Here is a 25,822-nt window from a genome sequence, read left to right as displayed (position 1 = left end):
GTCCGTAGGGTAGCCAAACAGTAGAATGACGCCACCTTCGTCCGCAAGCCCTTTATTCATTTGGAACCGCGCCATGGCCAGACCCCGTTTTCTTCCTGATAACCTGACGCTCTGCTTGATTGCCGTCGTCGCGATTGCCAGCCTGTTTCCAGCCGAAGGGCAGACCGCCGTTGCCTTTGGCTGGATCACCAATCTTGCCATCGGGCTGCTGTTCTTTCTTCACGGTGCGAAGCTGTCCAGCAGCGCCATCGTGTCAGGGGTAACCCATTGGCGGCTGCACCTGCTGGTGTTCGCCTGTACCTTCCTGATGTTCCCCTTGCTGGGCCTGGCGCTGAAGCCGGTCCTGTCTCCGCTGGTCGGTACCGAGCTGTACCTGGGTATTCTGTTCCTGTGCGCCTTACCGGCTACAGTGCAGTCCGCGATCGCCTTTACTTCCCTAGCGCGGGGCAACATTCCCGCCGCGATATGCAGCGCCGCGACCTCGAGCCTGCTGGGCATCTTTCTCACGCCCCTGCTGGTCATGCTGTTGATGGGCGCCCAGGTGCAGGAGTCGAGCACCCTCGATTCCATCAGCAAGATCCTCGTTCAGCTATTGCTGCCATTCATCGCCGGTCAGGTTGCGCGGCGCTGGATCGGCGACTGGGTAGGGCGCAACAAGAACTGGCTGAAGTATGTTGACCAGGGGTCGATCCTGCTGGTCGTTTACAGCGCCTTCAGCAATGCCGTGGTGGAGGGCATCTGGCAGCAGGTGCCGCTGCCGCAGCTTGCGGGTCTGGTGGTGGCCTGCTGTCTGTTGCTGGCCATTGTTCTGGGCATGACCCATCTTCTCGGGCAGCGTCTGGGTTTCAATACGGAGGACCGCATCACCATCCTGTTTGCCGGCTCGAAAAAGAGCCTGGCAACGGGAGTACCCATGGCCCAGGTGCTGTTCACTGGCGGCACCATCGGCACGCTGATCCTGCCGCTGATGCTCTTTCATCAGATTCAGCTGATGGTCTGTGCCGTGCTGGCGCAGCGTTACGCCGAACGGCCCGAGGAATCCGCGCTGGTCGCGCAGCCCTGAAGCGTATCCTGTCTGCACCTCATAACTGCCACGCCTGCGCTTGAGCGCAGCGTGGCAGCCTCCTCTTAATATCCCTTCTATAACCTGACCAAAGAAAACAGGATTTTTCGGTATCCGCTTCAGAGGTCAGGTTCGGCGGCTCCTTGCAGCCAGTCGGCACTATCTTGTGGGCGGGCGCCGATGCACTCAAAGCGGTCAGTTTTCAGGTCACGTGCACCAGTTTCAGCATGATGGGTGGTGCGGTGGAGATGCCGGGGGAGGAGCCCAGCAGCGCAGACATGGTGCCGTCTTCGGAGACGACCACCTGCGTGCCAAACTGCAGCTTGCTGCCCTCATCGGTCTTCTTGATGATTTGCACGCGCTGCCCCGCCTGCCAGAATTCCCAGTCGTCAGGGTTCAGCTCGGGGTAATACTCGCGGAGAGACTCCAGACGATCTCCTCGATCCTGCAGCACCTCGCCCACCAGGTAACGGACCAGATCAAAGTTTGTCAGACCCACCTTGATCATCGGCAGGATGTTGCTGAAGGTGATCGAGCGGAACAGATCGGCCCAGGATCCTTTCTTGAGGAACTGGGTCGAGAAGGTGGCGAAAAGCTCGAAGAAGAGCGTCGGCTGGCCATTCAAATAGCGCAGGTCGAGTTGCGGTACCGACATTGGCGGCGAGCCTTCGGCCGCCATGCCGTAAGCCTTGGCGTTATGCTGCGAGATCACATCGGGGTTGATTGTTTACAGGAAGGAGCCGCCCACCGGAAAGTCGGCTTAGGGCTCGCCTCGGGAATGCCGGACTTCTGCAACAGAAGCAGGGCAGCGCCACCGGCGCCGTTGAATACATGGCGAGCGTTTACCGACTCGGTCTCATCACTTTCGAGGTTATGCACGATGACTCGCCAGGTGCCGTCATCGTTGCGCTCCAGGTCCCGTACTTCGGTGTTCGTGGTAAGGGTGACGTTCGGCTGGCGGTCAAGGCTGTCCGCCATCTGCCAGGTCATGGCCCCCAGTTGACCTCGGTGCCCAGGTCCATGCGCGTCGCGGCCATGGGAATATTGTCCTCGCGGCCCGCCATCACCAGCGGCATTCAGTCGGCGATGGTGGCATGGTCCTAAGTGTATTCCATGCCGGCGTGGCCCGGTAGACGTGGCGAACACCTTCCCTGGCAGGTTATCGCGGGCCCGACTCGGGATCGGGCGCTGCGGAAACCAAAGGTTGCAATGCTGGCGCATCGAAGTAAACAGCTTCTACCGATCTCGGAAAAGGCCACGGGGGGAGGGTATGTGCTTGCGCACAGATGGGGCGCGAGCGGTAGGAGGGCAGGTGTAGCCTGGTCGCGCGCCTGCCAATGCAATAACCGGAACGCTTCAGTGTTCGACGCTGATGGCGCTTTCATGCCAGTTCCGCAGTGCACGATCGGAGAGCCAGACCATGATGGCGAAGAGGATGATGCCGGTCATGGTGATCAGGAACAGGGCAGCAAACATCTTGGATATCTGCAGGTTATAGCCTGATTGCAGGATCATGTAGGCGAGGCCGGCCTTCGCCCCGCCCGTGCCCGCAACGAACTCCGCTACCACCGCGCCAATCAGCGCCAGACCGCTGCTGATGCGCAGTCCGCCGAAGAAATAGGGCAGCGAGCCGGGAATCCGCAGGCGAATCAGTTCCTGCCAACGGCTGGTACGGTACATCCGGAACATGCTGAGCAGGTTCGGGTCGACGCTTCGCAGTCCAAGCGTGGTGTTGGAGATGATCGGGAACACCGCCATGATCACCGCACACACCACCAGCGCCCAGGTTGTATCGTTGATCCAGATAATGATCAGCGGCGCGATGGCGACGATCGGCGTGACCTGCATCAGGATGGCATAGGGGAAAAGGCTCATCTCGATCCAGCGGCTCTGTATGAAGAGCAGCGATGCCGCCACGCCAACGATGACCGCGATGGCGAACGCGGCGAAGGTAACGCGCAGCGTTACCCAGAGCGCCGTCAGCAATGACTGCCAGTCCTGGATCAGCGCGCCCAGTATCGCCGTCGGACCGGGAAGGATGTACTGCGGAATCTGCGCGGCGGTGACCACCGCTTCCCATAGCACCAGAAAGATCAACCCAACCCCGACCGGGGCTGCCACTCTGACGAACTGCTCGTTCTGAATAAGCGGGGCGCTCATGGCTGCTTCTCCTGTCCCATCGTGCTGGCGCGTTCGAGCGATTCAGATACCTGGCGACAGTAGCCCGCGAATTCGGTGGACACCCGGAAATCCGGTGAGCGCGGATAGGGCTGCTCTATGCGGATGTCATCAACGATGCGCCCGGGCCGTGCGGCCATGACGACCACACGGCTGGATAGATAGACCGCTTCGTAGACGCTGTGCGTCACGAAGACCACGGTCCAGCCATTCTGCTGCCAGAGCTTGAGCACATCATCGTTGAGCTTGTTCCGGGTCATCTCGTCCAGCGCACCGAAGGGCTCATCCATCAACAGCAGGTTGGGTTCGGTGACCATTGCACGGGCGATGGATGCGCGCATCTGCATGCCGCCGGAGAGTTCACGCGGGAAGGCATTGTCGAACCCCTTGAGCCCGACCATTTGCAGTGCTTCGTCGATGCGGGCGTTGGCCTGCGGGCCGCTTTCATGTTCCAGATCGAGCGGCAGGCTGACGTTCTTGCGCACCCGGGCCCAGGGCATAAGCGTGGCGTTCTGAAACACGAACGCGAGCTTGCGACCCTTGTCGCCGACGACATCGTAGTTCTGCTCCCACCAACGTACCTGGCCCGTAGTCACGTCGCCCAGTCCGGCCATGATCCGAAGCAAGGTGCTTTTGCCGCAGCCGGAAGGGCCGAGCAAACTGACGAACTCGCCTTGTCGAATGTCCAGCTCGGCGCCCTGTAACGCGACGGTGCCGTTTGCGTAGACCTTATGAACGTCGCTTACCTGAATGATGGGACGGGGACCGCCCGGCTTTTCGGGTTCGATAGGGTCATCGACCCTTTGCATTATCGTGGCCACGCCGGGAGGCGAAACCGCGCGGGGAAATGCTGAGGAAAGGCTCATGCACAGACTCCTCTGCGCGACCGTCCCAGGACGATCGCTCAGTTGGTAAAGATAAAGGGATCACTGAAAAAGCTGGGGTTCGTCCGGCAGGAACGCCAGCGAATACACCTTTTTGATGTCGAGATCGGCGGATATGAGTTCGGCCTTTACCATGAAATCGCGCAGCGCCTGCCAGCGTTTGTCGGTCATGATGCCGACGCCGCCAGTTGCTGCGTCGCCGCCGAAGACCAGGCCGTACTCCTTCATCTTCTCGATGCCAAACGCGATCTGTTCGTCAGTCATCTCCGGATTGTCTTCCTGGATCAGCGCGTTGCCAGGAGCGGGATCATTCATGTAACTGACCCATCCCTCCATGGTGGCTTGTACAAAGCGCTTCACCAGATCAGGGTTTTCCTTGACCAGCCTGGTGGTGGTGTCGATGCTCTGCGCGTAAGGCGGATAACCATAGTCGGCCATCAGCAATATGGTGGGGGTTACGCCGCCTTTCTGCATCGCGAAGGGTTCCGAGGTGATGTATCCCTGCTGCACCACAGAGGTGTCGGCCAGGAAGGGCGCTACGCTGAAGGTGTAGGGGCGAGCCATGGAGTCGTCATAGCCATATTCCGCTTTCAGCCAGGGCCAGAAGCTGGTGTGGGCATTGGATGCAATATAGACGTCCATGTCTTGACTCTTGATCTCTTCCAGCGACTTCACATCAGGGTGTGCCAACAGCGCTTGCGGGTCGCTCTGGAAGGTCGCGGCAACCGTCACCACCGGTAAGCCTTCCTGTACCGCCTTCACGTTGGCCATCGGGTAGCCCATGATGATGTCACGGCGACCGCTGACCAGAAGCTGCATACCATTGACTTGCGGGCCACCCATCTCAATGGACACATCGAGGCCGTGTTTCTCATAGATGCCGGTAGCCTTCGCCTGGTAGAAGCCACCGTGTTCGGCCTGGGCGTACCAGTTGGTGCCAAAGACGATTTTATCGAGCTCCGCGGCAGAAGCCGTACCTGCCGCCAGGCTTCCCGCTAGCGTTAGCGCCCCGGCGAGAAAGGAGAAACGGCGTGCGGCGTGAGTAACAACATTGGGTCTTCCTGAGGTCATGAGTTTGCTCCACTTGATCTCTTGATCGGCTGTGTTCGTAACATGACGGTGGGCTGGATCGGCTCCAATAACCTGACCATCAGTTCAGGTTTCTGTAGCAAGCGCTGTGCCAGACAAGCAGACCCGCGAATAGAGCGCATTGGGGCGTGTCTTTACAGGCGCAGGCGCACTGACATGGAACACTTCAGCTGCAAGATGCACTGCCGCAGACCGCGTGGAACCCTCTGCTATCAATACGCTGACGAAGTGGACTGCATTGGTTTTCAGGCGGCTGGCGCTGAAGCGACGAGTTACCCAGCTTTTCAAAACTGGCACGCATCATGAATACCTGACCAACTGGACAGAACACATTTGGTTCGTGCCAACAGAGGAGCATGACGTGCAAGCACAACCTGAATCCCAGGGAGGTACTCTCCCAATTATCGATTTATCACCGTTGCGCGGCGGATGCGCCAGCGAAGCCTCGAAGGTGGGGGGCGCGTTGCGCCAGGCCTGCTCGCATACCGGATTCTTCTACGTCAGCGGGCATGGTATTGAGCAGGCCCTGATTGAGCGGGTGTTCGCCGCGTCGAAAGCCTTCTTCGACCAGCCTCTGGCTGAGAAGCATGCGGTGGACAAGTTGCGTTCTTCCGCCAATCGCGGCTACGAACCCCTGGGTGGGCAGACGCTGGAGCCGGGCTCGCTGCCAGACTTGAAAGAAGGTTATTACATCGGCGAGGAGGTGCCGGCTGATGACCCACGGGTGCTGGCGGGCACCTTCAATACGGGGCCTAACCAGTGGCCCTCCGATGTGCCGGACTTCCAACCAGCCATGACAACCTACTACCAGGCTCTGCTCGGCCTGAGTGCGCAGATCATGAGCGGCTTGGCACTGTCGCTTGGCTTGCCTTCGACTTATTTCGAGGACTTTTGCACCGATCCGCTGGCCACGCTTCGCTTGCTGCACTATCCGCCACAGCCGGCCAAGCCGCTGCCCGGTGAAAAGGGCTGTGGCGCGCATACAGATTTTGGCGGGATTACTATTCTGCTACTGGATGACAAGCCGGGTCTGCAGATCTGGAATGCCGCTTCGGCCAGTTGGCTTGATGCCAAGCCAGTGCCGGGCACCTTCGTGGTGAACCTGGGCGACATGATCGCGCGCTGGACCAACGACCGTTATCGCTCCACATTGCACCGGGTTATCAACACGTCCGGCGAGGAGCGCTATTCAGTGCCGTTCTTTTTCAGCGGTGCACTGCAGCATGAGGTGCGCTGTCTGCCAGGGTGCCTGGAGGCGGGCGAAACGCCTCGGTATCCGCCCGTCACTGTCGAGCAACATCTACGCGAGATGTACCGGAGAACCTATGCGTGAACCAACCATCGTTCTGATTCATGGCGCCTGGGCGGGAAGCTGGATATGGGACTCAATCAGACCCATGTTGGACGCCTCCGGAATCCGCGTGTTGACGCCCGACATGCCCGGCAGCAGCGCGCACCCTGCAGAGGGCGATCAGTTGTCACTACGGAGCTGCGTCGATCACGTGCTGGAATGTTGTGCAGACGTCGGAGGTCCGCTGTTTTTGCTTGGCCATTCCGGTGGGGGCGTCATCGCCACTCAGGCGGCCGAAGCGATCAGTGAACGGGTTACCGGGGTGATCTACGTTGCAGGGATGATGCTTCCGTCCGGGCTGGGATTCGCCGAATTGACTGCCGGACTACGTAGGGAGATTCCTGAGGCCGCGGGCATCACGCCCTTTCTCGAATGGTCAGCCGATCGAGAGACGTCCCGTGTTCCACTGAGCGCCGCGCGCGATATTTTTCTACAGGATCTGCCCGAGGAGGCTGCCTTTGCTGCCGCGGGGAAACTCGGTGCGCAGCCAGAGGGGACTCGCGCGATGATTCCCCGTTGGACCGAAGAGCGCTTCGGACGACTTGCGCGCCTTTATGTGGAGGCGCGCAAGGACCGTTCAGTCATCCTTGCCGCCCAGCGCCGTATGCAACAACTTGTGCCCGGCGCACATGTGGCAAGTCTGGATACAGGGCACGTGCCCCAGGCATCCGCCCCGCGGGCACTTGCCGATGTCATTTTCTCGTTCATAGCGCAGCAATGTTCCCGCATGGACGTTCAACAAGACCACACCACGCCGGTTTCCGCCGGCCCTCAGGATTACCTATGACCCAGACTCTGCTTTTGAAAAACGCCTCCGTCGTAGCAACCATGGACGAGGCATACCGGGAACTGAAGAACGCGTCGATATTCATCCGCGGCAATCGTATCGAGTCGGTGGGCGCCGCAGCCGAGCTTCCCGCAACTGCTGATACCGTGATCGATCTGGCTGGTCACGTGGTCATACCGGGCCTGATCAATACCCATCACCATATGTTTCAGTCGCTTACCCGCGTGCTGCCCGCAGCGCAGGACGCCGAGCTGTTTGACTGGCTGACTGCGCTGTTCCCGGTATGGTCGCGGCTGACGCCGGAAATGGCCCGCGCCGCGACGCGTACGGCGGTAGCCGAGTTGATGCTCAGCGGATGCACGACGGCTATGGATCAGGCGTACCTCTATGTCAACGGCATCCAGCTGGAAGACAGCATCCAGGCTGCCAGCGAAATGGGCATTCGCTTCCACGCCGGGCGCGGAGCCATAAGCCTGGGTCAGAGCAAAGGCGGGTTGCCACCGGACTCGTTGGTGGAAGCCGACGAGAATGCGATTCTCAGCGACATGCAGCGCGTTATTGAAGCGCATAACGATGCAGCGCCCGACGCTATGACCCGTGTGGTCGTCGCGCCTTCCTCGCCGTTCACCGTTACCCGCGAGCTGATGGTCGAGACCGGCAAGCTGGCCCGCGCCTACGGCGTCGGCATGCATACCCATACGGCGGAAAACCGCAAGGACGTCGATTTCTGCAGGGAGGTCTACAACATGACGCCTGCCGAATATGCTCAGGAAGTAGGCTGGGTAGGTGAAAACACCTGGCATGCCCACTGCGTCAAGCTGGATGACGCCGGCATTGCCCTGTTTGCGCGTACCGGCACGGGCGTTGCGCATTGTCCCTGCTCCAATATGCGGCTTGCTTCCGGTCTGGCGCCAATCAGAAAAATGCGTCAGGCGGGGGTGAAAGTCGGTCTCGGGGTGGACGGTAGTGCCTCGAATGACAGCAATAACCTGCTCGATGAAGCACGCCAGGCGATGCTCTCGGCGCGCGTGCGGGATGAGGACCCGGGCGCGATGACTGCGCGCGAAGCGCTCGAGCTTGCCACCCGGGGCGGGGCAGAAGTGCTCGGGCGCAGCGATGCATTAGGCCGTATTCAGGCGGGATACTGCGGAGATATCGTGGCGTTTCGTACTGATGATATTGCCATGGCGGGCGCGCAGACCGATCCCTTGGCCGCACTGGTATTCTGCACACCGCCACGGGTGGCCTACAGCATTATCAACGGCCGGCTGGTAGTGGAGCGAGGTGAATTGCTGACCGGAGAATTGCCCACGTTAATCGAAGATCACAACCGCCTGGCAGCCGAGCTGATTGGTTGAGCGGGCTGGCCCTTGTTGCGGCAGAGTGTGACAAAGGCGCGACAAGGGCTCGCAGGCTATGCGCCGGGCTGGCGGTGGGCGTAGGTGGCGTTGAGTCTGGCGGCGAGATAGTCACCGCAGGTGACCGGCGGGTACTTCGGCTCTGCATTGGGCACAACATCGCGGGGATCAACGATCGCGTCGGGGTCCACTTCCAGGAAGAAAGCGATGGAGTAGCGTTCACGCTTCGGCGGACGCACCCGATGCGGAGTGGACACATAGATGTCGTTGCTCCAGCGCATCAGGCAGTCGCCGATATTGCAAACATAGGCGCCGGGGACATAGGGCGCTTCGATCCACTCGTTCTGACGGGTCAGTACCTGCAAACCGGCGACCTCGTCGGTGGCTAACAGGGTGATGTTGCCATAGTCCGTGTGTGCACCGGCTCCGGCATCTTCCCGCGCCTCCTTGTGGGCACTGGCCGGGTAACGTAGCAGGCGCAGCGTGGCAACGGGCTCGGCCAGATGTTCTTCGAAGTGCGTTTCAGCCAGCCCCAGGTCGATACTGAAACCTTTATGTAGCAGCCGGCCCAGTTCGAGGCAATCATTGAAATACGTCAGCATCCGGTCCCGCCACTGCGCAAGCTCCGGCCAGAAGTTGACGCCGCGAAAGGGTTTGCCGGCCACCACGTCTGGATGATCGGCAGCGAACTCTGTGCCGATATTGAAGGCCTCTTTCATGTCTGCCCCGGCCCGCGGATTCAGCCGCTCATCGGCCATCGCGACGTAACCACGGTTGTGCGGGGACAGCTTGATGGACATGGCTTGCTTGTCTCGAAGCGGGAGTTCGAACAGCTGTCGGGCATCGCCGAACGCACGCTGGATGCGCTCTGCAGGTATCCCATGATCCACAACATAAAAGAAACCGACTTCACGGCAGGCGCGGCCCAGTTCAGCGGCAACCCTGGCACGGTCGGCGGGATCAGGGCTATTCAGGCCTGCGACAGAAATGATGGGTAGCGATTGCATCGATTAGTCCCCGAGCATGGTTGATTTGAGATGTGATATGTCGCGGCAACGCTCAAATAGCGCCAGGCCGTGCGCCTGCGCATCAAAGATGACTTCGCGTTCATTCAGGCGCGTCGTCTGCCCATTGGCGATCAGTTGGCGGCCATCGACCCAGACACTGGCGACGTTCTGGGTGCCGGCGGCGAACACAAGATTCCACAGCACATTGCCGCCCTGGGCATCGACCTGCGCCGGCGTCATGTTCGGCATGCCCAGGTCAAGCAACAGCAGATCGGCACACTTGCCAACTTCCAGCGAGCCGATGTCGCTGTCCAGGCCCAGCGCGCGGGCACCGTTGATGGTGGCCATGCGCAGCATTTGATCGGCGGGCAGCACCGTAGCGTCCAGTCGCGTGGCTTTCTGGATCAGCGAGGCGAACTTCATTTCCTCGAACAGGCTCAGGCTGTTGTTGCATACCGGGCCGTCGGTCCCGAGCCCGACCGTGATACCGGCGGCCAGCATATCGGGCACGCGGGCAACGCCGCTGGCCAACTTGGCGTTGCTGACAGGGCAGTGGGCGATGGCGGTGCCGGTATCGGCAAGACGTCTGATTTCAGCGTCATTCAGCCACACACAATGGGCCAGCAGGGTGCGCTCGCCCAGAATGCCGTAGTGATCCAGCTGCGCGATCGAGCGGCGGCCGAAGTGCTGCTCGACGGCCTGATCTTCCTCGCGTTGCTCGCAGGCATGGGTGTGGATGCCGACGCCATAATCGCGCTGTGCTTGTAAGGCCTGGGCGTAGGCATCGGCGGTGCAGTAGAACAGGTGCTCGAGCCCCATCCATACCTGAATGCGGCCGTTCTGGCTGCCGTGGTGGCTGTGGATCAGGGCGTGATTTTCGGCCAGGCTAGCGAAGAAGTCCTTGCCTGGCGCATCGGCCACATAGGGAGCGAGGTTCACCCGCAGCCCCACTTCATCAGCGGCCTCGGCGCAGCGGTGCATGAAACGGTACATGTCCATCACGCAGGTGGTGCCGCTTTTCAGGGCTTCCAGATAACACAGCCGCGCGGAATGGAACGCGTACTCTTCGGTCAGGGCGCGATGCTCAAGCTGGTAGTAGGGCAGCCATTCCATCAGCTGCATGTTTTCCGTGACGCCACGCATCAGGCTCGAATGCGAGTGGCAGTCAATCAGCCCGGGCAGCAACGCGTGCCCGCTGGCGTCGATCACCGGTATGTCGGGCGGCACCTGTATCGCTTCGGTGGTTCCTAGTGAGACGATCCGGCCTTGCTGCACAGTCAGCGTGCCGCATGGGATGACCCTGTCGGCCGGGTCGACGGTAAAGATGGCTGCATTGGTGATCGCAAAACTGTTCATCGTTGCTCGCTTCCATGCACGTTCATGGGGTTAAGTCTGGGGTGGTTCCAGGCCGCAGCCGCGCAGGATCACCTTGGTTAAAAAGTCGGCCGCATGATCGAAATCGAGTTTCTCGTATTCGGCTTTGTTTTCCACCATCAGTATCTGTATCTGGAAGTCGGCGTAGTGTTGGGTGGATGACCAGATCAGGAAGATCAGCTGCACCGGGTCGACCTTGGCCATGCGGCCTTCATCTACCCATTGCTGGATAACAGTGGCTCGCCCGCGGACCCAGTCGCGCATGGTGCCGCGCAAATGGTCCATCAGAAACGGCGCGCCCTGGATGATCTCCAGTGCGAATAGACGGGAAGCCAGAGGGTGTGTACGTGACAGTTCGACCTTGGTACGAATGAAGGTAGCCAGTGCTGTGGCGGGGTCGTCTTCCGGCGACACCGAGCTGAATACTGCATTCCAGCGCGTCATGATGTCGTCGAACATGGCGCTGTAGATTTCGTTCTTGTTGCTGAAGTAATACAAAACGTTGGATTTCGGCAGCTCTGCCCGTTCGGCTATGTTCTGGATAGTCGCACCGCGAAAACCGTGCTGGGCAAATTCTTTCTCCGCGGCAGCCAGGATGATTTCGCGGTTGCGTTCGCGAATGCGCCCGGGGCGATAGGTTTTTGTTCGAGTTCGGGTTCGGCTCTGGGTGCTCATACCTGTCGTCACTTTTTATGCGGTAGGGAGTTCGACGGTAGCCGAACTCCCTGACTTGATCAAAAGTGCAGCTTGACCAGTGCGCTGACAGCGCTTTCGGTATCCATCACCGCATCGTCAAGACCGTACTTGTTGTTCCAGTAGGAGTACTCGATGCCGGCATAGAGAACACGCGGATTATTGAAGTAGTTGCCAATATCCAGTTTCAGCTGCGGGTTGAAGTGAAGCTCGGACTCGTGGTCGTCTGCTGAGGTTGACCAGTCCATGTAACCGTCAAGCAGCACGCGGTGAGGACCGAACTCCATAGGCGCGCCCCAGACGACGGTCAGCTGATAGTCATTGTCCGTTTCGCTATTGTTGACGTGATAGGCCCGGGTGCCGAAGTACTGCAAGCCGGGAATATTCCAGTCCAGACCGAGACCCAACAAGTAGTTATTGACGTCGGCTCCGCCGCCCAGTTCGTATTGACCGGACAGGGTCACGTCCTTGATCAAGCCGTAGCTCAGGTCATTGCCGGTCAGCCAGCCGAGGCTGATATTTGGCGCGAATTCGCCATACAAGTCATCGTTATCCTGGCTGCTGCCGTGGCCTTGGTTGCGATCGAAGAAAAAGAAGGTGCTGCCCCAGTTGTGGCCAGTGGCGTTCTCAAAAGTGAAGTAGGTGTCGGTGCGTTGCTGCCGGCCGAAGGCCTCGTAATCATCACTGTAAAGCACGGATATGCTCGAGTCGGAGAAGAACTTCTCGGCTTGAGCAGCAGGGATGAAGGAGGCTGCGACGCAGACTGCCAGCAACGTTTTCTTCAGTACTTTCATGGTCATATCCTTGATGTGGTTGTTTCTTCTGGTTGGCACAGGGGTACTACAGCTCACTTGCTTGGCCGATAGGGCTGGCCGATGGATAAAGGGGTGTTCAGTCGCGTGCGCGCCGGATTGCATGACAGCAGCACCAGCACGGCGATCGTCACGACGTAGGGCAGCATCGCCAGTAGCTCGGTGGAACTGCGCCAGCCGAGACCCTGCAGCACCAGATGCAGAATGCTCGCGGCGCCGAACAGGTAGGCTCCGAGCAACACGCGCTCGGGTTTCCAGGTGGCGAACACCACCAGTGCCAGGGCAATCCAGCCGCGCCCTGAGGTCATGTTCTCGGTCCACATCGGGGTGTAGGCCAGCGATAGATAAGCACCTGCCAGGCCGGCCATGCCGCCGCCGAAGGCCACCGCCAGGTAACGCACCGCGAGCACGCGCATGCCATTGGCGTTGGCCGCTTCGGGTGATTCACCCACGGCCCGCACAATCAGGCCGCCGCGGGTGTAGCGCAGGAACACGAATACCAGCACGAACAGGACCAGCGAGAGGTACACCAGCAGGTCCTGGCGAAACAGCACCGGCCCCAGCACCGGGATGTCGGACAGATAGGGAATGGCAATCTTCGGGAAGCCGGAGATGGATTGGCCGACATAGCTGCTGCCGATGAAGGCGCTCAGGCCGGTGCCGAAGATGGTCAGCGCCAGACCGGCGGCGTACTGATTGGCTGCCAGGGTAACGGCCATCAGCGCGAAGAGCATCGACATGGCAATCCCGGCAAGGATGGCCACCAGCACGCCGACGGCCAGGCTGCCGCTGGTGACAGCGGCGATAAAGCCCATCACCGCGCCCATCAGCATCATGCCTTCCTGGCCGAGATTAAGTACGCCGGAGCGTTCGCACACCAGTTCGCCGAGGGCCACCAGCAAGAGGGGCGTGCCGGCAATGATAGTCGCGGCCAGAATGTTGGTGATCAGTAGCGTATCCATGTCAGGCCTCCTGCCCGATTGCCGCGCTCGGCAGCGGACGACGCAGGCGCAGGCGGTAGTGGATGAAGGCATCGCAGGTCAGCAGATAGAACAGCAACAGCCCCTGGAACAGACCGGTAATGGCCTTGGGCATGTTCATGGCGATCTGCAGCATTTCGCCGCCCATGAAGGTGAGGGCAAGCAGGGCGCTGGCGAGGATGATGCCCACCGCTTGCATGCGGCCCAGGAACACCACGATGATCGCCGTGTAGCCGTAACCCGGGGACACCTGCGGGATCAGCTGGCGAATGGGGCCGGATACTTCCGAGGCCCCGGCCAGGCCGGCAAGACCGCCAGCGATGAGGAAGGCCAGCCAGATCAACCGGCGCTCACCGAAGCCGGCGAAGGCAGCGGCGCGGCCATCCTGGCCCAGCACGTTGAGCTGGAAACCGATAAAGGTCCGCGTGAAGAGCACACCGACTGCCACGGCGGCGAACAGCGCGAACAACAACCCGATATGCAGGCGGGTCCCGTCGATCAGTTGCGGCAACAGTGCCGAGGCTGTAAACATCTCGGATTGAGGAAAGCCGAAGCCCATCGGATCGCGTAGCGGACCGTGCACTGCATAGAGCAGCAGGTTCAACGCGATGTAGTTGAGCATGATGGTGGTCAGGATTTCGTTGCAGTGAAACCGCGTCTTCAATACAGCTGCCAGCCAGGCCCACAGCGCGCCCGCGATAATGCCGGCACCCAGCACCACCGGCAGTACCCAGAAACCGGTGGCGTCGCTCAGTTTGAGCGCTGCCACCGAAGCCCAGAGCGCACCCATCACAAACTGGCCTTCAGCGCCGATGTTCCAGATGCGCGTGCGGTAGCAGACCGTCAGCCCCGCCGCGCAGAGCAACAGCGGTGCCATTTTCAGACCGAGTTCGGCCCAGCCGTGTGTATCGCTCAGAGGGACCAGAAAGAAGAAGCCGAGGGCGGCCAGCGGGTCCTTACCCAGGGCCCAGAACAGCACCAGACCGGTAAGGATAGTGAGCAGCAACGCCAGTACCGGCGAGCCCCACTGCATCAAGCGCGAATCGACCGCGCGCCGTTCAAGCGACAGCATGTGTCACCTCCGTGGCCGACGGAGCGGTACCTGGCTGCGGGAATTCCCCGGCCATCCATTGCCCGAGCTGCTCGATACCCAACTCGCTGGTGGGCACCAGCGGAGACAGGCGACCGCTGCACAGCGCGCCCATGCGGTCACATAGCTGATATAGCTCGTCCAGATCTTCGGAGATCAGCAGCACAGCTGCGCCCTGGTCGCGCAAACGTATGAGTGCTTCGTGGATGGCTACTGCGGAGCCGACGTCCACGCCCCAGGTCGGATGCGACGCGACCATCAGGCGCGGCTGTTGCAGCGCTTCCCGGCCGATGATGAATTTTTGCAGGTTGCCACCGGACAGGCTGGCCGCCGTGCTATCGATGCTCGCGCTGCGTACATCGAAGCGCTCACGGATATGCGCGGCGTATTCGCGGACCTTGGCACTGCGCACCCAGCCGCGCTTGACCAGTCCGCGGCCATAGGCTGTCAGCAGTGTGTTGGATACCAGTGACATGCCCGGAACGGCGCCGCGTCCGAGGCGCTCTTCCGGTACGACGGCCACACCGGCCTGGCGGCGCTGGGCGGGGCCGGCCTGACCTATATCTTTGCCGCCAATGGATAAACAGCCCGCTTCGCTGCGGCGCTCTCCGGACAATGCACGGAGCAGCTCATCCTGACCGTTGCCCGCAACCCCGGCGATGCCGACAATTTCGCCGGCGCGCAGCTCCATATCGATAGCATCGAGACTGGTGCCGAAGGGGTCCCTGGTGGGATGGCTAAGCTTGCGCACACTGAGCAGCACGTCCCCTGGTTGGGATGGCGTAGCCTGCGTGGAGAGTGGGGTGTCGCTGCCGACCATCATCCGCGCGATGTCATCTACCGATACCTCGGAGGGCACGCAGGACCCGGTTACCTTGCCGCCGCGCATGACGGTGGCCTTGTGGCACAGATCGCGGATTTCCTGCAATTTGTGGCTGATAAACAGAATGCTGCAACCCTCCGCTGACAGCTGGCGCAGGGTGCGGAACAGTACCTGGACTTCCTGCGGCGTCAGTACTGAAGTGGGTTCATCCAGGATGAGCAGGGCGCTCTGCTGAATCAGACAGCGCACGATTTCGACGCGCTGGCGCTCGCCGATCGACAGATTGGAAACATGCCGCCGCGGATCCAGCGCCATTCCATAGCGGGTGGACACCTCTCGAATCCGCGCCTCCAGCTTGCGGGTGTTCCTCGCTTCGCTTGCTGGCAGACTTAATGCGATATTTTCCGCGACGGTCAGGGTTTCAAACAGGGAGAAGTGCTGAAAGACCATCCCCACGCCGATGTCACGTGCGTGCCGCGGCCCCTGAACCTGGGTGGGCTTGCCGTTCCAGATGACTGTCCCTTCATCTGGCTGAACGACGCCGTAGATAACCTTCATCAAGGTGCTTTTGCCTGCGCCGTTTTCCCCTAGCAGCGCATGTATCTCGCCGGCCGCGACGGTGAGATGAACACCGTCGTTCGCCCGGCATCCGGGATACTGCTTGACGATGTTCACTAATTCCAGACGCGCGGTACTCGCCATCTTCACACCCTTAGCCTCAAATTAACTGACCAGATAATCAACATTTGGCTAAAAGCAATTTGCTTGCCAACAGCGTTATATCGTCCAAAGAATCTGTTTTCAGACTAAGTGGTCAGCTTTTTGCAGAGGTTAGGGTGATTCTCCCGCCACCCTTGCGGAACCTAGGGGCGCCAAGCGGCGTAACACTTCACGATCTCGGGATCCGGAGACAACAGTGATCGAATTTTATCTGAACGGGCAACCAGAACTCCTTGAAGGAGTTGACCCAAATTTGAGCATTCTGGAATGGCTTCGCACCAGAAAGCGGCTCACAGGCACCAAAGAGGGCTGCGCCTCGGGTGATTGTGGAGCCTGCACCGTGCTGCTCGGTACGCCGAGCGAAGATGGCGAAACGCACTATCAGAGCATTAATAGCTGTATTGCTCTGATTGGCAGCCTGCACGGACGCCATCTGGTCACGGTGGATGCTCTGCGCGATGAACCGGCGCACCCGGTGCAAACGGCCATGGTCGAATGTCACGGCTCGCAATGTGGCTTTTGTACGCCGGGCTTCATCATGTCGATGGTCGGGCTGCACCGCGAGGTGACAGTGGAAGGGCGCGATTGTGATCAGGAGCGTCTGATCGAAGCGCTGGCCGGTAACCTCTGCCGCTGTACCGGATACCGGCCCATCATCGAAGCCGGACGCCAGTCGATCATCGACAACTCGGCAGCCTGGAACGGCGATGCCCTGTTTGTGAACGCTGCGCAGGAGCCTGCCGGCGCGCAGTCGGTGTCTCTGAACGATGCATCGGGCCGCACCTTTCATGCACCGGTATCGCTGGCTGAACTGCGTGAGCTGCTGGCGGAAAATCCCGCGGCGCGCCTGATGGCCGGCACCACCGATCTGGCGCTGGAAATCACCCAGCAGCTTCTCGATGTGCCGCATCTGGTGGCGGTGGAGCGGGTGCCGGAGCTGCAGCGTCTGAGCAGAACCGAATCCGTGCTTGAGATTGGCGCGGCGGTGACCTTCACCGGTATGGCTGATTTGCTGGTAGGCGATTGGCCGGCATTCGGCCCGCTGCTGGACCGCCTGGCCTCCTTGCAGATACGTAACCGCGGCACATTGGGCGGCAATATTGCCAATGCTTCGCCGATCGGCGATATGCCGCCGCCGTTGCTGGCGCTGGGCGCCGAACTGGTGCTGGACAGCGCCGAGGGTGAACGCCGGGTGGCGCTGGATGAGTTTTTCCTTGGCTATCGCAAAACCGCCCTGCGCCCGCAGGAATTCATCCGCAGTGTGCAGATCCCGACGCCGGCGCAGGACGATCGACTGTTCATCTACAAGGTATCCAAACGGCTCGATGACGATATCTCCGCCGTGCTTGGTGCCTTCTGGTTCCGCTTTGCGGGCAATCAGATTGTCGATTGCCGGCTGGCCTATGGCGGCATGGCTGCGACGCCCAAGCGTGCGCAGTCCGCCGAAGCCGCGCTGCGCGGTCAGGCTTTTGATGAGGCTGCCGTCAGCGCTGCAATCAACGCGCTGGCGCAGGACTTCATGCCGCTATCCGATGCGCGTGCTTCGGCCGACTATCGGAGCCAGATTGCCGGCAATCTGCTGCGCCGCGCGCTGCTGGAACACCGCGCCGGCGTCAACGCCAAACCTCTGCTTTCGGTGACCCATCATGCGTAGACTCCCAAGCGAAACGGCTCATCAGCCAGCCGTGGCGGCCGGTCTGGCAGGGCAGAGCGCCCTGCACGACAGCGCCTGGAAACACGTGCGCGGCGAGGCCCGCTACATCGATGACCTGCCCGAACCGGAGGGCCTTTTGCACGCCGCTGTCGGCCATAGCCAGCATGCGCATGCGCGCATTGTGTCGATGGATCTCAGTGCGGTGCGTAACTACCCGGGCGTGGTCGCTGTCGTGACAGTCGACGACGTACCTGGCCATACCGACATTGGTCCGGTGTTTCCGGGCGATCCGGTGCTGGCCGGCGAGCTTGTCGAGCATGTTGGCCAGCCGATCTTTGCAGTGGCCGCAACCAGCCATAACGCAGCGCGTAAAGCGGCGCGCCTGGCGAACGTTGAATACGAACTGCTCGAGCCAGTACTGACGATCGACAAGGCCCTTGAGCAGGCATTTTTTGTTCGTCCTACCAACACCCATCTGCGCGGCAATCCCGACCAGGCGCTCGCTGCAGCACCACATCGGCTGCAAGGCCAGCTGGAGGTGGGCGGCCAGGAGCACTTCTATCTGGAAAGCCAGGCCTGTCTGGTTGAGCCAACCGAAGATGGCGGCATGTTCGTGCATACCTCCAGCCAGCATCCCTCAGAGGTGCAGAAGCTGGTCGCTGAGGTGCTGGGCCTGCCGATTCATGCGGTGCAGGCTGAGGTGCGGCGGATGGGCGGCGGTTTTGGCGGCAAGGAGACGCAGGCTGCGGCGCTCGCCTGCGTCGCCTCGCTGCTGGCGCATGTCACCGGCAAGGCGATCAAGTATCGCCTGTCGCGCGCCGATGACATGGTGCAGACGGGCAAGCGCCATGATTTCTTCAACACCTATGATCTGGGTTTCGATGATAAGGGCGTGATACGCGGCGCCGATATCATGGTCGCCGGACGCTGTGGTTATTCACCGGATCTGTCCGATGCCATCGTCGACCGCGCCATGTTCCATGCGGACAACGCCTATTTTCTGGACCAGGCGCGTGTGACCGGCCACCGCTGCAAGACCCATACGGTGTCCAACACCGCGTTCCGCGGTTTCGGCGGGCCGCAGGGAATGATGATCATCGAGAAGGCCATGGATGACGTCGCCCGCTATCTGCGTCTTGATCCTCTGGAAGTGCGCAAGCGCAACCTGTATGGCGAGGGCCGGGACACCACCCATTACGGTCAGCAGATCGAGCAGCACGTGCTGGCCGAGCTGATCGGTCAGCTGGAAACCAGCTCGGATTATCAGGCGCGGCGTGAGCAGATCAGTGTGTTCAACGCCCAGAGCCCGGTGCTCAAACGGGGGCTGGCGCTCACCCCGGTCAAGTTTGGCATCTCCTTCACCGCCACGCATCTGAACCAGGCTGGCGCGCTGGTGCACATCTATACCGACGGCAGTATCCATATCAACCATGGCGGCACCGAAATGGGCCAGGGGCTCTATATCAAGATTGCCCAGGTCGTCGCCTCGGCGTTTCAGGTGGATGTGAGCTGCGTCGCTGTATCGGCCACACGGACCGACAAGGTGCCCAATACCTCGCCGACCGCCGCTTCTTCAGGCAGCGATCTCAACGGGATGGCGGCGCTGGATGCCTGCGAGAAGATCAAGGCCCGACTGGTGGAATTCGCCGCGGAGCACTGGTCATGCAAGACCGGCGACGTGCGCTTCGAGAACAACGAAGTGGTCATGGCCGAGCAGCGGGTCAGTTGGGGGACCTTCGTCCGCACCGCCTACATGAACCGTATCTCGCTGTCCTCGTCCGGGTTTTACGCCACGCCGAAGATTCATTTCGATTACGCCAAAGGGCATGGCCATCCCTTCCTGTACTACGCCAACGGCGCTGCGTGCTCGGAAGTGCTGGTTGACACCCTGACCGGTGAATACAAGGTCACCCGCGTGGATATCCTGCATGACGTGGGGCAATCGCTTAATCCGGCCATTGATATTGGCCAGATCGAGGGCGGCTTCGTTCAATGCATGGGCTGGCTGACTACTGAAGAGTTGGTGTACAGCCCCGAAGGCCGGCTGATGACGACCGGACCGGCCACCTACAAGATCCCGGCAATTTCCGATACGCCCGCCGATTTCCGCGTGCAGTTGCTGGCGAATAGTCCGAACAACGAGGCGACCATCTTCCGCTCCAAAGCGGTGGGCGAACCGCCTTTCATGCTGGGCATCTCGGTCTGGTGCGCACTGCGCGATGCGGTGGCCAGCCTGACCGATTACCGCTTTAGTCCGCCACTGGACACGCCGGCCACACCTGAGCGGATGCTCGGCGCGGTGAACGCGGCGCAGAGCTGGCTGGCCGCGCAACAGGAGGACCTGTAATGGACAAGCGCATGCCCTGGTATCAGGCCGTCGCCGACTGTGAGGCGCGCGGCGAGCCCTACGTGCTCGTGACTGTTCTGGGTGTGGCGGGCTCGGTGCCACGCGAGCCGGCCAGCAAGATGGTCATTACCGCAGAACACAGCTACGACACCGTCGGCGGTGGCCACCTGGAGTTTCAGATCATGGCCCGTGCGCGCGAGCAACTTGCCGCGCGCCGCTATGAAACGCAGCTGCAGCATTTTCCGCTGGGCGCGAGCCTGGGGCAGTGTTGCGGCGGCAGCGTGTCGGTATTGCTTGAAGGCCAGCCCGGTAGCGAGGCGCGGCTAGTGGTATTTGGCGCGGGCCATGTGGGCCGTGCGCTGATGACCATCATTGGGCAACTGCCCTGGCAGGTGGTCTGGGTTGATTCCCGGGCGGATGCCTTTCCTGAAGCGGCGGACGTGCCCGCCAACGTGCGGCAACACCTGACGGACGATCCTGTTGGCGACGCCAAAGCCCTGTGCGCCGGCAGCCACGTGCTGATCCTGACGCACAACCATCAGCTTGACTACGACCTGTGCCGCGCACTGCTGGATGCAGGCGACGCAACCAGCATCGGCTTGATCGGCTCGCAGACCAAGGCCGAACGCTTCCGGCTGCGCCTGGAACACCGAGGCTATACAGCAGCGCAGATCGCTTCGATCCGTTGTCCGGTTGGGCGCAGCGATGTGCCCGGCAAGCGGCCAATGGAGGTCGCGGTATCCATTTGCGCAGAGTTGTTGTCGCTGGCGGCGACCGACCAGCCCAAAGCCAGACGGCGCGGCGTCAAATGGAACGAGCTGAAGGCGTTGCTGCCAAGCTCTGAAGATACATCCCCAACTCAGCCTGTGGAGGCGCAATGACCCTTGAAGAGATTAACCAGCTGCCCGCCGAAGCGGCGCTGACCCTGTTTCGCGATTGCTGTGCGGCGGACGCCTGGGCGCGACCAATGGCCGAGATGCGACCGTTTCAATCGATAGAGTCGTTGCACAGCGCCGCTCACTCACTGTGGCCGTCCTTGACCGAAGCCGACTGGCTGGAAGCATTCGAGGCGCACCCCAAGATCGGCGACATCAAGAGTCTGCGCAGTAAATACGCCAGCACCGAAGCGATGGCGAGTGGCGAACAGTCCGGTGCCCAGTCCGCCCCTGAACAGGTTCTGATGCGCCTGAAAGAGGGCAACGAAGCCTACGAAGAGAAGTTCGGTTTCATCTTCATTGTCTGCGCCACCGGCAAGAGCGCCCAGGAAATGCTCGCGCTGCTTGAGGCTCGCCTGCCCAATAGCCGGGAAGCGGAAATCGACATTGCCGCTGCCGAGCAGGCAAAAATTACCCATATTCGATTGGACAAACTGCTATGAGCAAAAGCCCCATCACCACTCATATTCTGGATCTCGGTAGCGGACGACCTGCCGCCGACGTGCGCATCGTGCTGGAACGCCAGGGCGAAGCAGGCTGGGAGCAGGTAGCCAGCGCCGTGACCAATCAGGACGGCCGCGTCACTGATGGTTTTGGCGACACATTTTCAGCAGGCATCTACCAGCTCACCTTCGACACCGAGGGGTATTTCACCGCCCAGGGCAAGGAGTGCTTCTATCCTTTCGTGACCATCAGTTTCCGACTTGGCGATCCCGCAGCGCATTATCACGTGCCGCTATTGCTGAATCAGTGGGGCTATTCAACGTACCGGGGTAGCTGATGAGCGTAGCGACGATTCCAGCGCAACCCTTCCCGAAGGGTTGCACCGCAGTGCGGGGGCCGCTGCTGCATTTTCTTGCCGAACCCGGATTGGGTGTGCCCGACCCGACCAGCTATGAATACCTGAACGATGGATTGCTGATCATTGCCGACGGTCGCGTTCTGGCGGTCGGGGAAGCCGAGCGGTTGCTTGCACAGCTGCCGGCCGGCAGTACGGTCGAACACTGGCCGGACAGTCTGATCGTGCCCGGTTTCATCGATACTCACGTGCATATGCCGCAGCTGTCTGTCATGGCAAGTTACGGCACGCAACTGCTCGACTGGCTGGAAACCTACACCTTTCCGGCGGAAGCGCGCTTTGCCGATGCGGACTGGGCAACGGAGCGGGCTGAGCTCTTCGTTGACCTGCTGCTGGCGCACGGTACCACCTCCGGGCTGGTCTTCAGCACCTCGCATGAAGTCGCCACCGAAGCCCTGTTCGCCGCTGCCCATTCGCGCAATATGGCCGTGACCGCCGGCAGGGTGATGATGGACCGACACGCGCCCGATGGCGTGCGCGATACCGCTGAAACAAGCTATATCGAGAGCCGTCGCCTGATTGAACGCTGGCATGGCACCGGCCGTCAGCGCTACGCCGTTACCCCGCGCTTTGCTGCTACCTCAAGTCCTGAGCAGCTGGCGCTGGCCGGTCGGCTGCTGGCGGAAAACCCCGGCGTGTTGATGCAGACCCACTGGGCCGAGAATCAGGCCGAGATTGCCTGGATCAAGGAGCTGTTTCCGGAATGCGAAAGCTATCTGGACGTTTACGATCACTTTGCTCTGCTCGGGCCGACCAGCGTGCTCGCCCACGGTATCCATATCGATGACCGGGATCGCCAACGCCTGCGGGAAACCGGTACGCGCATCGCCTTCTGCCCGACCTCCAATACCTTTCTCGGCAGCGGCTTGTTTGCTCTGGCCAGCGCGCGGGCGGCGGGGGTGAGCGTCGGGCTGGCATCGGATGTGGGTGGCGGCACCAGCCTGTCGATGCTGACCACCATGGCCGAGGCCTACAAGGTATGCCAGCTGCGTCAGCAGTCACTGAATCCCTTCCAGGCCTTCTATATGGCCACGCTCGGCAACGCCGAGGTGCTGCATCAGGCCGATCAGACCGGCAACCTGCAGCCTGGCAAGTACGCTGATTTTCTGGTCCTCGACCGCGCCGCCAGCCCGATGCTGAAGATGAAAGCCACAGCGGCTGGTGATCTGCAGGGCATCCTGTTTGACCTGATGATCCTCGGCGATGACCGCGCCATCCAACGCACCTATGTTGCCGGCCAGTGCCGGTACGATCGTGATACTGCACAAGGAGTTGTACTGAATGCATGCGTATCTGGCTGAGTGGCTGAGTCTGATCATCCGCTGGTTTCATGTGATCGCCGGCGTAGCCTGGATCGGCGCCTCGTTTTATTTCATCTGGCTGGACAACCATCTGCGCGAACCGCCGCAATGGAAGAAGGACAAGGGCATCAAGGGTGACCTGTGGGCCATCCATGGCGGCGGCATCTATGAGGTTGCCAAGTACCAGCTTGCGCCGGAGAAAATGCCCGGCGAGCTGCACTGGTTCAAGTGGGAGGCCTACAGCACTTTTATCAGCGGCATGGCGCTGCTGTTTGCAGTGTATTACTTCGGCAATCCAGGCTATCTGATTGATACCAGCAAGGCGGCGTTGAGCGCGGGCGAGGCGATCGCCATCGGGCTCGGCACGCTGGCCGTGGTCATGCTGGTGTACGAGACGCTGATTCGCAGCCCGCTGGCCCGGCACGGGATGGCCTTCGGCGCAGTGCTTTACGGCCTGCTGGTGCTGGTTGCCTGGGGCCTGTTTCAGGTATTCGCCGGGCGCGGCGCTTACATCCACGTAGGCGCAGTAGTCGGGACCATCATGGTCGCCAACGTCTTTCTCGGCATCATGCCGGCGCAGCGCGCGCTGGTTGATGCCATCGAGAAAGGTCAGGAGCCGGGTGCCCGCGTCGCGCAACTCGCCGCACGTGCCAAGCTGCGGTCGGTGCATAACAACTACATGACGCTGCCGGTCATCTTCATCATGATCAGCAACCACTATCCGATGCTGTATAGCCACGCCCACGGCTGGGCGATTCTGGCGGCGATCGGTTTTATCACGGCCTTCGCCCGGCATTTTTTCAATCTGCGGCATCACGGCGTGACGCGTCCGTCGATTCTCGTCATCAGTGCATTATTGACGGTGATACTGATCTGGCTCGTTGCACCGACGCGCGATGCAACGGACGGATCAACTGGCGGCAGCGTCAGCGACGACAGGGTCATGTCGCTGCTCAATAATCATTGTGTGGCTTGCCACAGTACTGCTCCGGCGCATCCTGCATTCCAGGCACCGCCCGCGGGAATAGTGCTCGATCAACTGGCGGCACTCAGGCAGCACGAAGCCAAGGTGCGTCAGTCTGCGGTGGAGACGCATTACATGCCGCTGGGTAACGTAACGGGGATGACTGACGAAGAACGCGGCGAACTGGGGCAATGGTTGAGCGATAACAGGTAGGAACATAAGCGCCCCGGTTGGTGCACAACCGGGGCGCTCAACACATCAGGGTTTGGCTTTTTCTGCGAAGTTCGCCTGAATCCTTTGCAGAAGATAGTCCGCCGCGGAGATCGGTTCGTACTTGCCCGCCGGGCCCTGAATCATCACATCCTTGTTCGCTTGACAGAAGAACGCGAGGCTGTAGCGTGGCCCGCGGTATTCGCCTGGCTTGGGCATGCGTACCCGGTGCAGGGTCGACTTGAGCTGGTCATCACTCCAGCGCATCAACATATCGCCGACGTTACAGGTGATCACGCCTTCATGCGGGATGACCGAATGCCACACCCGGTTATCGCCGGCACCTTCAGCGTCCTTGCCGGGGCTGACCTGCAATCCGCCCTGGCCCTCCTGTTGGAACACCATGGAAAGGCAGTCGTAATCGGTATGCGCACCTGCCCGCCAGAGACTGGCATCGAGCTCGTCTTCGGGCAGGGGCAGATAATGCAGCAGGCGGAGTGTGCTCTGGTATTCCGCTCGGGAGCGGTCATGCGCCTGGGTAAAGAAATCGCGCTCGAAGCCCAGTCGCTCGGCGAAACACGACAGCACCTGCATGCCGATCTGCCAGGACCGGTACTCAAAATCCAGCATCACCCGCTGGAATTCCGGTACGGCAGTCTGATTGGGCCATAGATCATTCATATGCGGCAGGGTGATCTGGAAGGATTCCTTCTGATCCGCGGTGCGGGTAGAAGGGCGCACCTGTGACATGAATTCCCATCCGGTATTCAGGCCCTTCTTGAGCGCAAAGGCTGCTTTCTGCTCACTCGGTAACTCGAAGAAGGCTTCGGATAACCGGAATGCCCGGTGGATCTGTTCCGAGGGCAAACCGTGATTCACCAGCTGAAAAAAGCCCACCTCCGTGGCAGCACTCCATAACTGATCGGTGATCTCCTCTCGCCGGCTATCAAAATCGGTCAGGTCGATCATCGGGATTTCTCCCGCCGTTTCCACGCCGAAGCCGCCAAAAGTGGTTTCCAGCTGAAGCTCTTTGAGTCCGTATTCCTGGGTAGGGGTATTAACCATGATGTTCTCCGAGTAGCACCCGTGGTGGGTGAGGGCAGCGGAGGCCTGCAAAGGGGAGGGGAATTCCTGCACCGTTGTGGCCACCGACCATAACTGAGCAATGACCTGGGCTTCGCCCTGCCAGCTTCTACTCAAGCTCGGGATCCGAAGATCCGCCTCGATCAGAAAGCATGAATCAGGCCAAATCCCTTTCAGCCTTGCCCAGCGCTTTCAACCGCCCAATTGATAAAAAGAGGGCCGACGTCGCGCACCCGAAGGGAGCAAAAGCTGACCGCTTG

Annotated in this window: 24 protein-coding genes; 11 read left to right on the top strand and 13 right to left on the bottom strand. The window is 60.7% G+C overall.

Annotated elements, in window-relative coordinates; genetic code table 11:
- The first annotated feature begins 73 nt into the window (after window positions 1-73).
- The gene (locus FZE95_RS16505) at window positions 74-1,063 is read left to right on the top strand and encodes a bile acid:sodium symporter family protein (protein WP_150301978.1); all 990 of its coding nucleotides are present in this window, start codon (window positions 74-76) and stop codon (window positions 1,061-1,063) included.
- A 202-nt stretch (window positions 1,064-1,265) separates the two neighbouring features.
- On the opposite strand, the gene FZE95_RS19930 is transcribed toward FZE95_RS16505, so the two are convergent.
- The 5 genes from FZE95_RS19930 to FZE95_RS16485 all read right to left on the bottom strand — a co-directional run bounded on the left by FZE95_RS19930 (window position 1,266) and on the right by FZE95_RS16485 (window position 5,196).
- Entirely contained in the window at window positions 1,266-1,742 is a 477-nt protein-coding gene (locus tag FZE95_RS19930) for a malate:quinone oxidoreductase (protein ID WP_263398693.1), read from the bottom strand.
- A gap of 29 nt (window positions 1,743-1,771) precedes the next feature.
- Entirely contained in the window at window positions 1,772-2,053 is a 282-nt protein-coding gene (locus FZE95_RS19925) for a malate:quinone oxidoreductase (RefSeq protein ID WP_317845784.1), read from the bottom strand.
- Between the two features lie 366 nt (window positions 2,054-2,419).
- Window positions 2,420-3,223 carry an ABC transporter permease gene (locus FZE95_RS16495; RefSeq protein WP_150301977.1) on the bottom strand — a complete coding sequence of 268 codons (804 nt, stop codon included), beginning with the start codon at window positions 3,221-3,223 and terminating at the stop codon, window positions 2,420-2,422.
- Window positions 3,220-4,107, bottom strand: a complete 888-nt coding sequence (locus FZE95_RS16490) for an ABC transporter ATP-binding protein (RefSeq protein ID WP_263398692.1) — start codon at window positions 4,105-4,107, stop codon at window positions 3,220-3,222. Before FZE95_RS16490 ends, FZE95_RS16495 begins: the two co-directional genes overlap by 4 nt.
- A 60-nt stretch (window positions 4,108-4,167) precedes the next feature.
- Window positions 4,168-5,196 carry an ABC transporter substrate-binding protein gene (locus tag FZE95_RS16485; protein ID WP_150301976.1) on the bottom strand — a complete coding sequence of 343 codons (1,029 nt, stop codon included), beginning with the start codon at window positions 5,194-5,196 and terminating at the stop codon, window positions 4,168-4,170.
- Between the two features lie 379 nt (window positions 5,197-5,575).
- Here FZE95_RS16485 and FZE95_RS16480 point away from each other — a divergent pair, with 379 nt between their 5' ends.
- From FZE95_RS16480 to FZE95_RS16470, 3 genes are read left to right on the top strand one after another with little or no spacing between them, the layout of a single operon-like run.
- Window positions 5,576-6,547: an isopenicillin N synthase family dioxygenase gene (locus FZE95_RS16480; protein WP_150301975.1), complete on the top strand. Its 972-nt coding sequence runs from the start codon at window positions 5,576-5,578 to the stop codon at window positions 6,545-6,547.
- Window positions 6,540-7,352 carry an alpha/beta fold hydrolase gene (locus tag FZE95_RS16475; protein ID WP_150301974.1) on the top strand — a complete coding sequence of 271 codons (813 nt, stop codon included), beginning with the start codon at window positions 6,540-6,542 and terminating at the stop codon, window positions 7,350-7,352. Before FZE95_RS16480 ends, FZE95_RS16475 begins: the two co-directional genes overlap by 8 nt.
- Complete coding sequence (locus FZE95_RS16470; RefSeq protein ID WP_150301973.1) at window positions 7,349-8,710, top strand: 8-oxoguanine deaminase; 1,362 nt, start codon at window positions 7,349-7,351, stop codon at window positions 8,708-8,710. The genes FZE95_RS16475 and FZE95_RS16470 overlap by 4 nt, the downstream gene beginning before the upstream one ends.
- Window positions 8,711-8,766: 56 nt before the next feature.
- On the opposite strand, the gene FZE95_RS16465 is transcribed toward FZE95_RS16470, so the two are convergent.
- The 7 genes from FZE95_RS16465 to FZE95_RS16435 are packed head-to-tail and all read right to left on the bottom strand — an operon-like array spanning window position 8,767 to window position 16,191.
- The gene (locus FZE95_RS16465; RefSeq protein WP_150301972.1) at window positions 8,767-9,717 is read right to left on the bottom strand and encodes an isopenicillin N synthase family dioxygenase; all 951 of its coding nucleotides are present in this window, start codon (window positions 9,715-9,717) and stop codon (window positions 8,767-8,769) included.
- A gap of 3 nt (window positions 9,718-9,720) precedes the next feature.
- Window positions 9,721-11,073, bottom strand: coding sequence for an amidohydrolase family protein (locus tag FZE95_RS16460; RefSeq protein ID WP_150301971.1), 1,353 nt, complete (start codon window positions 11,071-11,073; stop codon window positions 9,721-9,723).
- Window positions 11,074-11,103: 30 nt separating this feature from the next.
- Window positions 11,104-11,766 carry a TetR/AcrR family transcriptional regulator gene (locus FZE95_RS16455; RefSeq protein ID WP_150301970.1) on the bottom strand — a complete coding sequence of 221 codons (663 nt, stop codon included), beginning with the start codon at window positions 11,764-11,766 and terminating at the stop codon, window positions 11,104-11,106.
- Between the two features lie 59 nt (window positions 11,767-11,825).
- Window positions 11,826-12,578 (bottom strand): outer membrane protein OmpK, encoded by a 753-nt coding sequence (locus FZE95_RS16450; RefSeq protein ID WP_150301969.1) that lies wholly within the window; start codon window positions 12,576-12,578, stop codon window positions 11,826-11,828.
- A gap of 53 nt (window positions 12,579-12,631) precedes the next feature.
- Window positions 12,632-13,558 carry an ABC transporter permease gene (locus tag FZE95_RS16445; RefSeq protein WP_150301968.1) on the bottom strand — a complete coding sequence of 309 codons (927 nt, stop codon included), beginning with the start codon at window positions 13,556-13,558 and terminating at the stop codon, window positions 12,632-12,634.
- A gap of 1 nt (window position 13,559) precedes the next feature.
- Entirely contained in the window at window positions 13,560-14,648 is a 1,089-nt protein-coding gene (locus FZE95_RS16440) for an ABC transporter permease (RefSeq protein WP_150301967.1), read from the bottom strand.
- Entirely contained in the window at window positions 14,635-16,191 is a 1,557-nt protein-coding gene (locus FZE95_RS16435; protein ID WP_150301966.1) for an ABC transporter ATP-binding protein, read from the bottom strand. The genes FZE95_RS16440 and FZE95_RS16435 overlap by 14 nt, the downstream gene beginning before the upstream one ends.
- Window positions 16,192-16,405: 214 nt before the next feature.
- Here FZE95_RS16435 and xdhA point away from each other — a divergent pair, with 214 nt between their 5' ends.
- Genes xdhA through FZE95_RS16400 form a run of 7 tightly spaced genes read left to right on the top strand, consistent with a single transcriptional unit; the run spans window position 16,406 to window position 24,482 of the window.
- Window positions 16,406-17,863 (top strand): xanthine dehydrogenase small subunit, encoded by a 1,458-nt coding sequence (gene xdhA / locus FZE95_RS16430; RefSeq protein WP_150301965.1) that lies wholly within the window; start codon window positions 16,406-16,408, stop codon window positions 17,861-17,863.
- Window positions 17,856-20,210, top strand: coding sequence for a xanthine dehydrogenase molybdopterin binding subunit (xdhB, locus tag FZE95_RS16425; RefSeq protein WP_150301964.1), 2,355 nt, complete (start codon window positions 17,856-17,858; stop codon window positions 20,208-20,210). Before xdhA ends, xdhB begins: the two co-directional genes overlap by 8 nt.
- A complete protein-coding gene (gene xdhC, locus FZE95_RS16420) occupies window positions 20,210-21,091 on the top strand; it encodes a xanthine dehydrogenase accessory protein XdhC (RefSeq protein ID WP_150301963.1) in 882 nt (293 codons plus the stop codon). The genes xdhB and xdhC overlap by 1 nt, the downstream gene beginning before the upstream one ends.
- Complete coding sequence (gene uraD, locus FZE95_RS16415) at window positions 21,088-21,588, top strand: 2-oxo-4-hydroxy-4-carboxy-5-ureidoimidazoline decarboxylase (RefSeq protein ID WP_150301962.1); 501 nt, start codon at window positions 21,088-21,090, stop codon at window positions 21,586-21,588. Before xdhC ends, uraD begins: the two co-directional genes overlap by 4 nt.
- Window positions 21,585-21,926 carry a hydroxyisourate hydrolase gene (uraH, locus tag FZE95_RS16410; RefSeq protein WP_190324593.1) on the top strand — a complete coding sequence of 114 codons (342 nt, stop codon included), beginning with the start codon at window positions 21,585-21,587 and terminating at the stop codon, window positions 21,924-21,926. Before uraD ends, uraH begins: the two co-directional genes overlap by 4 nt.
- Window positions 21,926-23,305: a guanine deaminase gene (gene guaD / locus FZE95_RS16405; protein ID WP_150301961.1), complete on the top strand. Its 1,380-nt coding sequence runs from the start codon at window positions 21,926-21,928 to the stop codon at window positions 23,303-23,305. Before uraH ends, guaD begins: the two co-directional genes overlap by 1 nt.
- Window positions 23,286-24,482, top strand: a complete 1,197-nt coding sequence (locus tag FZE95_RS16400) for a urate hydroxylase PuuD (RefSeq protein WP_150301960.1) — start codon at window positions 23,286-23,288, stop codon at window positions 24,480-24,482. Before guaD ends, FZE95_RS16400 begins: the two co-directional genes overlap by 20 nt.
- Before the next feature lie 45 nt (window positions 24,483-24,527).
- On the opposite strand, the gene FZE95_RS16395 is transcribed toward FZE95_RS16400, so the two are convergent.
- Window positions 24,528-25,679 carry an isopenicillin N synthase family dioxygenase gene (locus FZE95_RS16395; protein ID WP_263398691.1) on the bottom strand — a complete coding sequence of 384 codons (1,152 nt, stop codon included), beginning with the start codon at window positions 25,677-25,679 and terminating at the stop codon, window positions 24,528-24,530.
- Window positions 25,680-25,822 lie beyond the last annotated feature (143 nt).

Origin of the sequence: Pseudomonas profundi, from assembly GCF_008638305.1 — a bacterium.
Classification (GTDB): Bacteria; Pseudomonadota; Gammaproteobacteria; order Pseudomonadales; family Pseudomonadaceae; genus Halopseudomonas; species Halopseudomonas profundi.
This window is presented reverse-complemented; position numbering and strand designations above follow the sequence as displayed.

What these genes read in the sequence shown, in the direction of transcription:
- FZE95_RS16505 (WP_150301978.1), top strand. Translation starts at nt 74, where the DNA reads ATGGCCAGACCCCGTTTTCTTCCTGATAACCTGACGCTCTGCTTGATT.
- FZE95_RS19930 (WP_263398693.1), bottom strand. Translation starts at nt 1,742, where the DNA reads ATGGCGGCCGAAGGCTCGCCGCCAATGTCGGTACCGCAACTCGACCTG.
- FZE95_RS19925 (WP_317845784.1), bottom strand. Translation starts at nt 2,053, where the DNA reads ATGACCTGGCAGATGGCGGACAGCCTTGACCGCCAGCCGAACGTCACC.
- FZE95_RS16495 (WP_150301977.1), bottom strand. Translation starts at nt 3,223, where the DNA reads ATGAGCGCCCCGCTTATTCAGAACGAGCAGTTCGTCAGAGTGGCAGCC.
- FZE95_RS16490 (WP_263398692.1), bottom strand. Translation starts at nt 4,107, where the DNA reads ATGAGCCTTTCCTCAGCATTTCCCCGCGCGGTTTCGCCTCCCGGCGTG.
- FZE95_RS16485 (WP_150301976.1), bottom strand. Translation starts at nt 5,196, where the DNA reads ATGACCTCAGGAAGACCCAATGTTGTTACTCACGCCGCACGCCGTTTC.
- FZE95_RS16475 (WP_150301974.1), top strand. Translation starts at nt 6,540, where the DNA reads ATGCGTGAACCAACCATCGTTCTGATTCATGGCGCCTGGGCGGGAAGC.
- FZE95_RS16470 (WP_150301973.1), top strand. Translation starts at nt 7,349, where the DNA reads ATGACCCAGACTCTGCTTTTGAAAAACGCCTCCGTCGTAGCAACCATG.
- FZE95_RS16465 (WP_150301972.1), bottom strand. Translation starts at nt 9,717, where the DNA reads ATGCAATCGCTACCCATCATTTCTGTCGCAGGCCTGAATAGCCCTGAT.
- FZE95_RS16460 (WP_150301971.1), bottom strand. Translation starts at nt 11,073, where the DNA reads ATGAACAGTTTTGCGATCACCAATGCAGCCATCTTTACCGTCGACCCG.
- FZE95_RS16455 (WP_150301970.1), bottom strand. Translation starts at nt 11,766, where the DNA reads ATGAGCACCCAGAGCCGAACCCGAACTCGAACAAAAACCTATCGCCCC.
- FZE95_RS16450 (WP_150301969.1), bottom strand. Translation starts at nt 12,578, where the DNA reads ATGAAAGTACTGAAGAAAACGTTGCTGGCAGTCTGCGTCGCAGCCTCC.
- FZE95_RS16445 (WP_150301968.1), bottom strand. Translation starts at nt 13,558, where the DNA reads ATGGATACGCTACTGATCACCAACATTCTGGCCGCGACTATCATTGCC.
- FZE95_RS16440 (WP_150301967.1), bottom strand. Translation starts at nt 14,648, where the DNA reads ATGCTGTCGCTTGAACGGCGCGCGGTCGATTCGCGCTTGATGCAGTGG.
- FZE95_RS16435 (WP_150301966.1), bottom strand. Translation starts at nt 16,191, where the DNA reads ATGGCGAGTACCGCGCGTCTGGAATTAGTGAACATCGTCAAGCAGTAT.
- xdhB (WP_150301964.1), top strand. Translation starts at nt 17,856, where the DNA reads ATGCGTAGACTCCCAAGCGAAACGGCTCATCAGCCAGCCGTGGCGGCC.
- xdhC (WP_150301963.1), top strand. Translation starts at nt 20,210, where the DNA reads ATGGACAAGCGCATGCCCTGGTATCAGGCCGTCGCCGACTGTGAGGCG.
- uraD (WP_150301962.1), top strand. Translation starts at nt 21,088, where the DNA reads ATGACCCTTGAAGAGATTAACCAGCTGCCCGCCGAAGCGGCGCTGACC.
- uraH (WP_190324593.1), top strand. Translation starts at nt 21,585, where the DNA reads ATGAGCAAAAGCCCCATCACCACTCATATTCTGGATCTCGGTAGCGGA.
- guaD (WP_150301961.1), top strand. Translation starts at nt 21,926, where the DNA reads ATGAGCGTAGCGACGATTCCAGCGCAACCCTTCCCGAAGGGTTGCACC.
- FZE95_RS16400 (WP_150301960.1), top strand. Translation starts at nt 23,286, where the DNA reads ATGCATGCGTATCTGGCTGAGTGGCTGAGTCTGATCATCCGCTGGTTT.